15 protein-coding genes are annotated in these 12,437 nt (G+C 68.9%); 14 read left to right on the plus strand and 1 reads right to left on the minus strand.

Annotated features, from left to right (window positions below; genetic code table 11):
* Positions 1 to 90: 90 nt before the first annotated feature.
* The 7 genes from ILT43_RS12390 to ILT43_RS12420 all read left to right on the plus strand — a co-directional run bounded on the left by ILT43_RS12390 (position 91) and on the right by ILT43_RS12420 (position 6,792).
* Positions 91 to 1,245 carry a phosphoserine transaminase gene (locus tag ILT43_RS12390; RefSeq protein ID WP_204199271.1) on the plus strand — a complete coding sequence of 385 codons (1,155 nt, stop codon included), beginning with the start codon at positions 91 to 93 and terminating at the stop codon, positions 1,243 to 1,245.
* Between the two features lie 105 nt (positions 1,246 to 1,350).
* Positions 1,351 to 2,928 (plus strand): phosphoglycerate dehydrogenase, encoded by a 1,578-nt coding sequence (serA, locus tag ILT43_RS12395; RefSeq protein ID WP_204199272.1) that lies wholly within the window; start codon positions 1,351 to 1,353, stop codon positions 2,926 to 2,928.
* A gap of 83 nt (positions 2,929 to 3,011) precedes the next feature.
* Positions 3,012 to 3,221 carry a hypothetical protein gene (locus ILT43_RS12400; RefSeq protein ID WP_204199273.1) on the plus strand — a complete coding sequence of 70 codons (210 nt, stop codon included), beginning with the start codon at positions 3,012 to 3,014 and terminating at the stop codon, positions 3,219 to 3,221.
* Between the two features lie 103 nt (positions 3,222 to 3,324).
* Positions 3,325 to 3,900, plus strand: coding sequence for a PEPxxWA-CTERM sorting domain-containing protein (locus ILT43_RS19700; protein WP_204199274.1), 576 nt, complete (start codon positions 3,325 to 3,327; stop codon positions 3,898 to 3,900).
* A gap of 221 nt (positions 3,901 to 4,121) precedes the next feature.
* A complete protein-coding gene (locus tag ILT43_RS12410) occupies positions 4,122 to 5,117 on the plus strand; it encodes an MlaA family lipoprotein (RefSeq protein ID WP_204199275.1) in 996 nt (331 codons plus the stop codon).
* Between the two features lie 436 nt (positions 5,118 to 5,553).
* A complete protein-coding gene (locus ILT43_RS12415; protein WP_204199276.1) occupies positions 5,554 to 6,342 on the plus strand; it encodes a MipA/OmpV family protein in 789 nt (262 codons plus the stop codon).
* Positions 6,343 to 6,420: 78 nt separating this feature from the next.
* Positions 6,421 to 6,792 (plus strand): hypothetical protein, encoded by a 372-nt coding sequence (locus tag ILT43_RS12420; RefSeq protein ID WP_204199277.1) that lies wholly within the window; start codon positions 6,421 to 6,423, stop codon positions 6,790 to 6,792.
* Between the two features lie 32 nt (positions 6,793 to 6,824).
* Here the strand turns inward: ILT43_RS12420 and ILT43_RS12425 are convergent, their stop codons facing one another.
* The gene (locus tag ILT43_RS12425) at positions 6,825 to 7,898 is read right to left on the minus strand and encodes a DUF3667 domain-containing protein (protein ID WP_204199278.1); all 1,074 of its coding nucleotides are present in this window, start codon (positions 7,896 to 7,898) and stop codon (positions 6,825 to 6,827) included.
* 75 nt (positions 7,899 to 7,973) lie between these two features.
* On the opposite strand from ILT43_RS12425, the gene ILT43_RS12430 reads away from it, so the two are divergent.
* From ILT43_RS12430 to ILT43_RS12460, 7 genes are read left to right on the plus strand one after another with little or no spacing between them, the layout of a single operon-like run.
* Positions 7,974 to 9,245: a glutamate-5-semialdehyde dehydrogenase gene (locus ILT43_RS12430; RefSeq protein WP_204199279.1), complete on the plus strand. Its 1,272-nt coding sequence runs from the start codon at positions 7,974 to 7,976 to the stop codon at positions 9,243 to 9,245.
* 37 nt (positions 9,246 to 9,282) lie between these two features.
* Positions 9,283 to 9,534: a CopG family ribbon-helix-helix protein gene (locus ILT43_RS12435; RefSeq protein WP_204199280.1), complete on the plus strand. Its 252-nt coding sequence runs from the start codon at positions 9,283 to 9,285 to the stop codon at positions 9,532 to 9,534.
* Positions 9,525 to 9,812, plus strand: coding sequence for a type II toxin-antitoxin system RelE/ParE family toxin (locus ILT43_RS12440; RefSeq protein ID WP_204199281.1), 288 nt, complete (start codon positions 9,525 to 9,527; stop codon positions 9,810 to 9,812). The genes ILT43_RS12435 and ILT43_RS12440 overlap by 10 nt, the downstream gene beginning before the upstream one ends.
* Entirely contained in the window at positions 9,809 to 10,396 is a 588-nt protein-coding gene (locus tag ILT43_RS12445; RefSeq protein WP_204199282.1) for a nicotinate-nucleotide adenylyltransferase, read from the plus strand. The genes ILT43_RS12440 and ILT43_RS12445 overlap by 4 nt, the downstream gene beginning before the upstream one ends.
* A 28-nt stretch (positions 10,397 to 10,424) precedes the next feature.
* The gene (gene rsfS / locus ILT43_RS12450) at positions 10,425 to 10,838 is read left to right on the plus strand and encodes a ribosome silencing factor (RefSeq protein WP_055849198.1); all 414 of its coding nucleotides are present in this window, start codon (positions 10,425 to 10,427) and stop codon (positions 10,836 to 10,838) included.
* 12 nt (positions 10,839 to 10,850) lie between these two features.
* A complete protein-coding gene (locus tag ILT43_RS12455; RefSeq protein WP_204199283.1) occupies positions 10,851 to 11,273 on the plus strand; it encodes a 23S rRNA (pseudouridine(1915)-N(3))-methyltransferase RlmH in 423 nt (140 codons plus the stop codon).
* Entirely contained in the window at positions 11,273 to 12,430 is a 1,158-nt protein-coding gene (locus ILT43_RS12460) for a murein hydrolase activator EnvC family protein (protein WP_204199284.1), read from the plus strand. The genes ILT43_RS12455 and ILT43_RS12460 overlap by 1 nt, the downstream gene beginning before the upstream one ends.
* The last annotated feature ends 7 nt before the right edge of the window (positions 12,431 to 12,437 follow it).

Consider the following 12,437-nt stretch of genomic DNA (forward strand, 5'->3'; position numbering starts at 1 on the left):
TCGAGGTTGACTCCCCGCCGATCACCGCTAGGGCCGTCGGCGGGCCACGCCGTCCCAACGCGGCGCGTGCTCTCTGTGAGGAGAGATACATTGACGGATACCGTGACCGCCCCCGACGTTCGGGGTGCGCAGAAGCCCGCTACCAAGCCGGCTCGCCCCTTCTTCAGCTCCGGCCCTTGCGCCAAGCCTCCAGGCTGGGACGCTGCCAAGCTGGCCACCGCATCGCTGGGTCGTTCGCACCGGTCGAAGATCGGCAAGCAGCGGCTGCAATATTGCATCGACCTGATGCGCGCCGCGCTGAAGCTGCCCGACACGCACCGCATCGGCGTCGTCCCCGGTTCCGACACCGGCGCATTCGAGATGGCGATGTGGACGATGCTCGGCGCGCGGCCGGTCACGACGCTGGCGTGGGAGAGCTTCGGCGAGGGCTGGGTGACGGATGCCGTCAAGCAGCTGAAGATCGACCCCACCGTCATCCGTGCCGATTACGGGCAGCTGCCCGACCTGACGCAGATCGACTGGTCGACGGACGTGCTGTTCACCTGGAATGGCACCACGTCCGGCGTCCGCGTTCCGAACGCCGACTTCATTCCGGCCGACCGCGAGGGGTTGAGCTTCGCCGACGCTACGTCGGGCGTATTCGCCTATGACATCGACTGGGCGAAGATCGATGTCGCGACGTTCAGCTGGCAGAAGGTGCTGGGCGGCGAGGGCGCGCACGGCGTTCTGATCCTCGGCCCGCGTGCGGTCGAGCGGCTGGAGAGCTACACGCCGGCATGGCCGCTGCCCAAGGTGTTCCGTCTCGTGTCGAAGGGCAAGCTGACCGAGGGCGTGTTCAAGGGCGAAACGATCAACACGCCCTCGATGCTCGCCGTCGAGGACGCGATCTTTGCGCTGGAATGGGCGAAGGATCTGGGTGCGGACGGGCTGATCGCGCGGTCGGATGCCAACGCGGCCGCGCTCGACGCGATCGTGGCCGACCGCGACTGGTTGGGCCACCTCGCCGCCGATCCTGCCAGCCGCTCGAAGACCAGCGTCTGCCTGACCGTCGACGGTGCGGACGAAGCGTTCATCAAGGCGATGGCGTCGCTGCTGGAGAAGGAAGGCGCGGCATTCGACATCGCCGGCTATCGCGACGCGCCGCCGGGCCTGCGCATCTGGTGCGGGGCGACGGTCGATACCGCCGACATCGTCGCGCTCGGGCCGTGGCTCGACTGGGCCTACGCGACCGTCAAGGCGGGCTGATCCCAGACACGTCACCCCGGCAAAAGCCGGGGTCTTCCTCCATATACCGTGCGCTGGCCGCACGAGATCCGGGCGTTCGCCGGGATGACGAAGGTGCTTCAAACCATGCCTAAAGTCCTCATTTCCGACAAGATGGACCCCAAAGCCGCGCAGATCTTTCGCGAGCGTGGTGTCGAGGTCGACGAAATCACCGGCAAGACCCCCGAAGAGCTGATGGCGATCATCGGCGAGTATGACGGCCTCGCCATCCGCTCCTCGACCAAGGTCACCAAGGCGATCCTCGATCACGCGACGAACCTGAAGGTCGTCGGTCGCGCCGGCATCGGTGTCGACAATGTCGATATCCCGGCGGCGTCGGCCAAGGGCGTCGTGGTCATGAACACGCCGTTCGGCAATTCGATCACGACCGCCGAACACGCCATCGCACTGATGTTCGCCCTCGCCCGGCAGTTGCCGGAAGCGGATGCGTCGACGCAGGCCGGCAAGTGGGAGAAGAACCGCTTTATGGGCGTCGAGCTGACGTCGAAGACGCTGGGCCTGATCGGGGCGGGCAACATCGGCTCGATCGTCGCCGACCGTGCGCGCGGCCTGAAGATGAAGGTCGTCGCGTTCGATCCGTTCCTGACGCCCGAGCGGGCAGTGGAGATGGGCGTGGAGAAGGTGACGCTGGACGAGTTGCTGGCGCGCGCCGACTTCATCACGCTGCACACGCCGCTGACCGACAGCACCCGCAACATCCTGTCGGCGGAGGCAATCGCCAAGACCAAAAAGGGCGTGCGGATCATCAACTGCGCGCGCGGCGGACTGGTCGACGAGGTCGCGCTGAAGGCGGCGCTTGATTCGGGGCAGGTCGGCGGCGCGGCGCTCGACGTGTTCGTGGAGGAGCCGGCCAAGGCGTCGCCATTGTTCAACACGCCCAACTTCATCTCGACGCCGCATCTGGGCGCGTCGACGACGGAGGCGCAGGTCAACGTCGCGATCCAGGTCGCCGAGCAGATGGCCGACTTCCTCGTCTCGGGCGGCGTTACCAACGCGCTGAACATGCCGTCGCTGTCCGCGGAGGAAGCGCCCAAGCTGAAGCCGTACATGCAGCTGGCCGAAAAGCTGGGCAGCCTCGTCGGGCAACTGACCACCGGAGCGATCCCGCGTCTGTCGGTCCACAGCGAGGGTGCGGCGGCGGAGCTGAACCAGAAGCCTTTGGTCAGCGCGACGCTGGCAGGGTTCCTGCGGACGCAGACCGATACGGTGAACATGGTCAATGCGCCGCTGCTGGCGCGCGACCGCGGCATCGAGGTGCGCGAGGTCAGGACCGAGCGCGAGGGCGATTACCACACGCTGGTGCGGGTATCGGTGAAGACCGCCGACGGCGAACGGTCGGTGGCGGGCACGCTGTTCGGCGATCAGGCCCCGCGCCTCGTCGAGCTGTTCGGCATCAAGATCGAGGCCGATCTCGCCGGGCCGATGCTGTACGTCGTGAACGAGGACGCGCCGGGCTTCATCGGTCGCCTCGGCACCGCGCTGGGTGAGGAGGGGGTCAACATCGGCACCTTCCATCTCGGTCGGCGTCAGGCGGGCGGCGAGGCGGTGTTGCTGCTGTCGGTGGACGAGCCGGTATCGGCGGACCTGCTGGCCAAGCTGAAGGCGCTGCCGGGCGTCAAGACCGCGATGGGCCTCGCCTTCTGAGCGAGCCGCTCCACAACCGCGCGAAGGTCTGGCTGGCGAATACCACCGGGCTCGACCACGCGACGCTCCACGTCCATGTCGGCATGCTGATATGGGTCGTGGGCGTCGCGATCGCGGGCGATGTCGGCGCCGTCTGGCCGCTGATCGTGGCGGTTCTGGCCGAGCTGGTGAACGAGTGTTTCGACCGGGTGCGGACGGGATCGTGGCGGCTGCCCGACACGATCGCGGACATCGTCAACTCGGTGCTGTGGCCGGTCGCTCTGTTCGTTCTAGCCCGCAGTGGACTGATCTGAAGCGGTCCCGTTTCGGGATGACACTTTGTTTAACCACATTTAAATCGGTATATCGAACCTGAACGCTCTGTTAACGCCTCGTCAACGAACGAGGAGACACGGTGTGAAGTTCAAGAGCGTACTGGCCGCAGCAGCGGCGATGACGGCAGTGGTCGCAGTGGCCAGCCCGGCCTCGGCCGTGACGGTGACGTCGGTGCAGATCAAGTCGACGGTCGAAGTGCTGCAGGTCGCAGAGCTTCAGCTGTTCGCCAACGGCCTGAACGTCGCGCAGGGCAAGAACGCCACGGCGACCAGCGTCTATGTGAACGGCCCGGCGGTTCCGTCGTTCGCAGTCGACGGCGACACGCGCGGCGACTATCCCTTCATCTATCACGGCGACGACTACAACGCCGGCGACATCCTGACGGTCGATCTGGGCGGCGCGTTCGATGTCACGACAATTTCGATCTTCGGTCGTACGGATAGCTGCTGCGGGTTCCGTGACAACTACATCTACACGCTGTTCAACGGCGCGGCCCAGGTCGGCACCGGAACGCTGGACGCCCGTGCGACCGCGTTCGCCACGGCGAACCTGGCCGGCGCGGTGCCGGAGCCGGCATCGTGGGCGCTGATGATCGGCGGCTTCGGCATGGTCGGCGGCGCGCTGCGTCGTCGCAAGGCGACCGTTTCGTTCGCCTGATCCATCCCGGCGAATAGCGAATACGGAGGGGCGTCGGTCGCAGGACCGGCGCCCCTTTCGTGTGTGGGCGATCGATCGGTTAACCGCTTTCGAAGACTGGTGGAGGTAGGAGCGGGGGCGGGTCAGCGAAGCGATTGGCTTTGCCGTGGTTGCCGCCTAGTGATCGCTGATGCAGTCGGTCGCGTCCCAGAGTCGCGGCGCGTTCGACTGGCGCAAGGGGAATGTCGGACGTGCTGGTCGTGAACGCGGCGATGGTGTTGAGCGCGATGCTGCTCCAGGACGCGCCCGAGACTCTGGTGCCGACGCCGGTCGTCGCGGCGGAGGTCGTGATCGCAGCGCCGCCGGGGCAGGCGGCGGTTCCCGCGACGCCGCCCGGACAGACTGCCCAGAGTGCGGCGCAACAGCCGGATATCGTCGTGACCGGTCGCGGCGACTGGGAAGCGCCCGATCCGCTGAGCAAGGTCAACGAACAGTCGTTCAAGGCGACGGAGGCGGTCGACAAGGCGGTCGTCGGTCCGGTGGCACGCGCCTACAAGCAAAAGGTGCCGAGTCCGATCCGGCGCGGCATCCACAACTTCCTCTACAACCTGCGCGAGCCGGTCGTGTTCGTGAATTTCGTGCTCCAGCACAAGATCGGCAAGGCGCTGGAGACGGTGGGACGATTCGCGGTCAATTCCACGGTCGGGGTGATCGGTCTGTTCGACATGGCCAAGCGCAAGCCGTTCAAGCTGCCGCGGCGGAGCAACGGTTTCGCCAACACGCTGGGATTCTACGGGGTGCCGAACGGGCCGTTCATGTTCCTGCCGTTGGTCGGGCCGACGACGGTGCGCGACCTGTTCGGCGGCGCGATCGACCGGATCGTGCTGCCGGTGACGCTGGGACAGGGCGTGACCGATCCGAAGTTCGCGGTGCCGGCGGGCGTGCTCGGCGCGCTCGACCACCGGGCGGAGTTCGACGAGACGCTGGTGCAGCTGCATGACAAGGGCGGCGATCCGTACGTCAACAGCCGCGACTTCTACCTCCAGCGGCGACAGGCGGAGATCGATCGGCTGAAGGGCCGGCCGACGGGCACCGTCGGCGGCATGACGGAGGCACCGACCGGTCCGGTGAGGGTGCGGCCGCGGTCGGATGCGGTGGAAGTGCCCGCTCCGGTCCAGCCGGTGGTTCCGGTGGTGCCGGTTCCGACCGTTTCGGGGGTTGTGCCGGTCAATCAGTGACTTGGTGGTGCGGGCCGGCCGGAAGGTTAGGCTAAGGTTAGTCCAACGCGGTGTTTCGCACGCGCCGGTGGGATGGCGTCGGCGAGAATGACCGGCGATGAGAAAGAGCCTCGACCGGGGTGTCATAGTTTGTCCGTGTAGGACAGCGGCGATGTTTGGGCTCGGCGATCTGACAACACGCCGTCACCCCGGCGAAGACCGGGGTCCAGTTGGGCAACCTTGTCAGTAGATCACCGCCGACATCCCGACTGGACCCCGGCCTTCGCCGGGGTGGTAGAAGAGGGTTTTGCACGATCCCCAGCGGAAGAGGACACTGGACCAGTGTCGCTCGCCTTCTTGCCACCCTCGCTTACGAGGGGCGCCACAGGCGGGACGGTAGCGCCAAGGCTCCACCGCTTTCGCTTGGCAATGCGGTGCTCTGCACTACCATGCGCGTATGACCGCCCTCCGTCTCTGCTCGTCCGCGTTCGTCGCGACCCTGGTTCTGCTGGCGAGTGCCGGCGCGGCGGAGGCGCAGGATGACCGGCCGCGGCGGACGCGGGTGGGTTTGGGGCCGCAACTGGTGCCGAGCTATCCGGGCGCGGACGGCATCAGCCTGCGCCCGTTCGTCGATGTCGTCAGCGCGCGGGGCACGGATTCGCTGCCGTTCGAAGCACCCGACGAAAGCGCGGGCTTCGCGGTCCTGACGCGCGGCCGGTTCGCGATCGGGCCGGCGCTGGGGTTCGAGGGGAGCCGCACCGCCCGCGATGTCGGGGCGGCGCTGCCCAAGGTCGGTGCCACGTTCGAGGCGGGCGGCTTCCTGCAATATGCGCTGACCGACATGATCCGGCTGCGCGGCGAAGTGCGCAAGGGGCTGGGTGGGCACAAGGGCCTGATCGCGAACGTCGGCGGGGATTATGTCGCGCGGAAGGGCGACGACTGGCTGTTTTCGATCGGACCACGCGTGACGTTCGCGGATGGACGCTACCACGATGCGTTCTTCAGCGTTGCGCCGGCGGTAGCGGTCGCCACCGGGCTGCGCGCGTTCGATGCGAAGGGCGGGTTGCAGGCGGCAGGCATCACCGCCGGATTCGTCCGGCATCTGGGCGGGCGCTGGGGCGTATCGAGCTATGCCAAATACGACCGGCTGGTCGACGATCCGGCGCGATCACCGATCGTCCGCCGCTACGGATCACGGAACCAGGTGTCGGGTGGGCTGGCGCTGACCTATACGTTCGGCGGGTGATCGAGGGGGATGGTCGCGGTTCACGGTGAAGACAGCCGGGCCGGGTTACGGCGCCGGGCAACCACCGGAGTTCGCATCATGCGTCATGTCGTCGTTCTCGTTGCCGCTGCTGCGGCCGTCCTGCCCGTCTCCGCCGCATCGGCGGCGATCAGCGTCGGCGCGTTCCTGACCCGTGCGGACGCGCTGAAGGCGCAGGGGATCGGCGCGATGCTGTCGCCCGAATTCGGCGCGCTGCGTGACGAGGCGAAGGCCGCCACGCGGCAGCTTCGTGCCGAGGACGAGGCGCGGCGTGCGGCGGGCAAGCCGCCGATCGCCTGCGTGCCGGAAGGATCCTCGGTCGGCATCATGGAAATGCTCGACGGGCTGCACGCGCTGTCGCCGGCGGAAAAGAAGCGGCCGTTGAAGGACGGCTATGCGCGGGTGCTCGCGAAGCGGTATCCATGCGGGTGAGGTGACGGGGGCGGGACGTCGCGCGGTTCGGGTCAGCCGACCAGCCCGAGGCCCACCAGCAACCCGGCAAAGGCGATCAGCGCGAGGTTCGCGCCGACGAAGAGCAGGATCATCCGCACCGCCGCGCCGACGCGACTGCAACCATAGGCCCCGCGCAACTGCTTATACATATGGACGGGCACGGCGATGCACGCCGCCGTCCACAGCCACGCCGCCATGATGCCGGCCATCGTGCCGAAGCTGACGATCATCCCGACGAGGCTGACGAAGCATAGCGAGTAGGTGATGAAGACCGCATGGTCGTACATCGTGAAGCGACGGCTGAACGGGAACAGCGACCACATGAACGGGAGCGACAGCGGGATCAGCGCCCAGGCGAATTTATAGGCGTTGGATTGCAGCTTGTAGAGGATCAGGTTCGGGTTCTCGATCGCCTTCGACAGGCCCTTGTCGAGCCGTTTCCAGCCGGTGTGGACATCCTCGAACGAGGAACCGCCCTCGCGTTTGATGACCGACAGGGTCGATCCGACTGCTTTCTGATCGTCCCGCACGCCGGCGATCCGCTTGTCCAGAAAGGCGGACCGCGCGGGGTCGCTTGCGGCCGCCCGTTGCCGCGTCAGGGCGGCAATCGTCTCGCCTTGTTCGGCGTATTTCTGCTCCAGCTTGGTCTGGAACGCCTTGCCTTCACCTGTCGCGAACTGCGGCGCCTCGAGATGCGCGCCGATGATGCTGAGGATCGTAAACAGGATGAAGATGATGAACAGGAACAGCGCGAGCGGCGACACGAAGCGCGCGCGCTCGCCGTGCGCGTAGCGGCGGGTGAGTTCGCCCGGCCGGAAGAACAGCATCGGCAGCGTGCGCCAGATCTTCCCCTCGAAATGGAAGACTCCGTGCGCGAGATCGTGGCCGATCGCGCCGAAGCTGCGATGGACGTGCGACGACTGGCCGCAGGCGTGGCAGAAATCGCCGATCCGTGTCGTGCCGCAGTTCAGGCACAGGCCGCCCGCGTCGCCGTGACCGTTGTGATCCGCATGCTCGCCCGCGCGCGGTTCGACCGCCCGCGCCCACAATGCTCCCGTCGCCACGTCCCCCGCGGCTGCTGCCATGTCCCCCATCATAAGAGCGGTCTAGCGCGGCGTGCGCTGTGGCGCGAGGGGGTTCGGCATGGTAGCGGAACGATCATGGCCGACACCGATCCTGCCGCCGAACCCGCCGCTCTCATCGCCGCGATAAGCACCGCAGCGCGTGTCGCCGCCGGGGTGCTGGCCCGCTTGCCGAGCGAGGCGCGGCGTGCGGGTCTGCGAGCGGCGGCGGCGGCATCGCGCGATGCTGCGCCGGCGATTCTGGCGGCGAATGCGGAGGATATGGCGCGGGGCACGGCGGCGGGGCTGACGCCGGCGCTGCTCGACCGGTTGCGGCTGGACGCGGCGCGGCTGGCAGGCGTGGCCGACAGCGTCGAGGCGGTCGCGGCGCTGCCCGACCCGGTCGGGGAGGCGATCGACACGCGCACCCGGCCGAACGGGCTGGTGCTGTCGCGCGTGCGGGTGCCGATCGGGGTGATCGGGATCGTCTACGAAAGCCGCCCGAACGTGACGGTCGACGCGGCGGCCCTGTGCGTGATGAGCGGCAATGCCGTGATCCTGCGCGGCGGGTCGGAGGCGGTGGCGAGCAACCGCGCGCTGCATGCGGCGTTCGCAGACGGGCTGGCGGCGGCGGGCCTGCCGCGCGACGCGGCGCAGCTGGTGCCAACGACGGACCGGGCGGCGGTGGGCGCGATGCTGACCGCGGCGGGTCTGATCGACCTGATCGTGCCGCGCGGTGGCAAGAGCCTGGTCGCGCGCGTGCAGGCGGAGGCGCGGGTGCCGGTGCTGGCGCATCTCGACGGGATCAACCACGTCTATGTCGATGCGTCCGCCGGGTTCGACATGGCGCGCAGCATCGTGCTGGACGCGAAGATGCGCCGGACGGGCATCTGCGGCGCGATGGAGACGCTGCTGATCGACCGTCGCTGGCCGCATGCCGCGCCTTTGGTCGAGGCGCTGGCGGCGCGCGGGTGCGAGGTGCGCGGCGATGAGGCGATCCGGGCGGCGCTGCCTGGCGTGGCGGCGGCGAGTGCGGAGGACTGGGACACCGAGTATCTCGACGCGGTCGCGTCCGTTGCGGTGGTGGACGGGGTCGACGGCGCATTGGCGCATATCGCCGCGCATGGGTCGCATCATACCGACGCGATCGTCGCCGGCGATGAAGTGGTGGCGGAGCGGTTCCTGGCGGAGGTCGATTCGGCGATCGTGCTGTGGAACGCGTCGACGCAGTTCGCCGATGGCGGCGAGTTCGGGCTGGGCGCGGAAATCGGCATCGCCACCGGCCGGCTGCACGCGCGTGGGCCCGTCGCGCTGGAGGGGCTGACGACGTACAAATGGCTTGGCCGCGGCACGGGGCAGGTGCGCGGTTGATGCGGTGCCGGGATCGGCGTAGCCTCGCGTGATGGAAATGACCCGGATCACCGCCGAAGTTCCGGCCGAAACCGCGTCGCTGGTCGAGGAGCTGGCGCGCAGCCGGGGGATTACCGGTGCGGAGTTCGTGGCGGAGGCGGTGCAGCGCGTCGCCGAGCATGAGGCGGAGTTCCGGGCGTTCGTGCAGGAAGGTGTGGATGCGGCCGATCGCGGTGATGTGGTGCCGCATGCGGATGTGATGATCAAACTCGACGAGATGATCGCCAGGCACCGCGCACGATGCGCGTGAACTGGACGACTCCGGCACTCCACGATCTGCGCGAAATCGATACCTGGCTGCTCCGTGAAGCGAGCGGCAATGTCGCCGTCGAGGTCCTGACGACGATCCGGGAACGCGCGAGCGCGTTGGCGAACGTTCCGCAGATAGGGCGGCCGCATGCCGACGGTCATAGAATATTGAAGGTCGGTCATACGCCTTACCTGATCCGCTACCGGCTGGTCTCGGAGGGTGTGGACGTGCTGCGCGTGCATCACGAGCGCCAGAACTGGTCGCAGCCTTCTCGATGATCCCCACCGGCCTGCTCGGCGGATCGTTCAATCCGGCGCACCGGGGGCATCGCGGCATCACGCTGGCGGCGATGCGCGCGCTGGCGCTGGAGGAGGCGTGGTGGCTGGTGTCGCCCGGCAATCCGCTCAAGCCCGCGAAGGGCATGGCACCGCTGGCCGCGCGACTGGCGTCGGCGCGGACCGTGGCGCGGCGGGCGCCGATCCGCGCCACCGCGATCGAGGCGCGGCTCGACACGCGGTATACCGTCGACACGATCCGCAAGCTGCAACGTCGTTATCCGAAACGACAATTCGTGTGGATCATGGGCGCGGACAATCTGGCGCAGTTCCACCGCTGGCGCGACTGGCGCGGGATCGCGCGCGCGATCCCGATTGCGGTCGTGGCGCGGCCGGGATATGATGGCCGTGCCCTCGCGGGTCCCGCGATGGCCTGGCTGCGGCGATATCGGCGACCGCGGTCGGCCGCGAACCGATGGACGACGTGGAGTTTGCCGGCCCTCGTGCTGTTGCGCTTCCGCCCCGATCCGACGTCCGCCACCGGCATCCGCGCCGGCGACCCCGACTGGCACCGGCGCTTCTCCTAAGCGCCGCCCGGTCCTCACAGGAGCTCCCTTGGCCACTTCTTCTCCCGTTCCCCGTTCCGCTGATCCCGAAGAGATCGAGGCGCTGCACAAGCTGGTGCTGGCCTCGCTCGACGACGATCAGGCCGTCGAGACGGTGTCGATCCCGCTCGCGGGGAAATCGAGCATCGCCGATTACATGGTCATCGCCAGCGGGCGATCGACCCGGCAGGTGGCGTCGATGGCCGCCAAGCTGTCCGAGCGGATCAAGGCCGAGACGGGCCGGCTCACCCGGACCGAGGGGCTGCCGACCGCAGACTGGGTGCTGATCGATGCGGGTGACATCATCATCCACCTGTTCCGGCCCGAAGTCCGCTCCTTCTACAATCTGGAGCGGATGTGGTCGTTCGGCGATGCGCCGGACCCGAGCGGCGCGACCCCGAAGACCGATCCCGCCGCGCACTGACGGCACCCTCGCGTGCTGCTCCACGTGGTCGCGCGCGGCCGGATCGGCCGGTCGCCCGAGGCGGAACTGGTCGATCGCTATCTGAAGCGGATCGCGTGGCCGACCAAGGTCACGGAGCTGCCCGATACGGGTGGCAAGGAACCGCCGATGCCGCCGCATGCGCGGCGCGTGCTGCTGGACGAGAAGGGCGAGGTGCTGGGTTCGCTTGCTTTCGCCGAGCGTCTGGGCCGCTGGCGGGACGAGGGGGTGCGGGAGACGCGTTTCCTGCTCGGTGCGGCGGACGGGTTCGGTGACGCCGAGCGGGCGGAGGCGGACATGCTGTTCTCGTTCGGGCGCGCGACGTGGCCGCATATGCTGGCGCGCGCAATGCTGGCCGAGCAATTGTTTCGCGCGACCAGCATCCTCGCCAATCATCCGTACCATCGCGAGGGTTGATGCGCGCGGCGGCGATCCTGCTGGCGCTGCTGGCGACGGGCGGGGTCGCGACGGCGGGCCCTAAACTCGTCGATCGCCAGCGCAGCCTGACGGAGGCGAAGCGCGCGGGCGCGGCGGCGCAGGCGCGCGCCGACCGGCTCGCCGCCGCGGCCGGGCGGGAGCGTGATGCCGCGGCGAAGGCGGCGGCGGAGGAGCGGGCGCTCGCGGCGCGGGTGAGCGCGGCGGAGGCCGATCTGGCGACGGCGGGGGCGCGCGCGGCTGTGGTCGACCGGTTGCTGGCGGATCAACGCGCGCGACTGGCGGCGGCGCAGGCACCCGTCGCGCGATTGTTGGCGGCGTTGCAGTCGCTGGCGGCGCGGCCGGCGATCGTGGCGGTGGCCCAGCCGGGGTCGGTCGACGATCTGGTGCATCTGCGCGCCGTGCTCGGCGGCACGCTGCCGGTGATCCGGACGCGAACGGCCGGCGTGCGGGCGGAGCTGGAGCGGACGCGGGGGCTGCGCGCGGATGCGGCGCTGGCGGCGCGGGCGATCGGCGACAGTCGCGCGACGCTGGAGCGCGAGCGCCGCGACCTTGCCGCGCTGGAAGCGTCGCATCGCGGCAAGGCGGTGGCGCTGGGGCGTGGCGCGATCATCGAGTCCGATCGTGCGCTGTCCCTGGGCGAGGAGGCACGCGACCTGATCGACCGGATGACGGAAGACGGCGAAGGGCAGGCGACGGTCGCCGGCCTGTCGCGGCTGCCCGGCCCGGTCGCGCGGCCGATGGCGGTGGGGGTGCTCGGCCCGGTTCCGCCGCGCGGCGTGTTGCGGATGCCGGTTGCGGGGCGGCTGGTGACCGGGTTCGGCGAGATTTCGGAAGCGGGGGTGCGGTCGCGGGGACTGTCCTTTGTGACCGCGCCGGGAGCGACGGTGGTCGCGCCGGCCGGGGGGCGGGTGCGCTATGCGCGGCGGTTCGGCGAATACGGTGCGATCGTCGTGGTCGACCACGGCGATGGCTGGACCAGCCTGCTAACCGGATTGGCGCAGGTCGGCGTGCGGGCCGGCGCGACGGTGGCGCAGGGGCGGGCCATCGGTCTGGCGGTCGGAGGTGAGCGACTGCCGGTGACGATCGAGGTGCGGCGGCGTGGGCGGCCGATCGATGCGGCAGCGTTGGCGGGGTAGGAACCAC

This window comes from Sphingomonas longa, from assembly GCF_016892685.1.
GTDB classification, from domain to species: domain Bacteria; phylum Pseudomonadota; class Alphaproteobacteria; order Sphingomonadales; family Sphingomonadaceae; genus Sphingomonas; species Sphingomonas longa.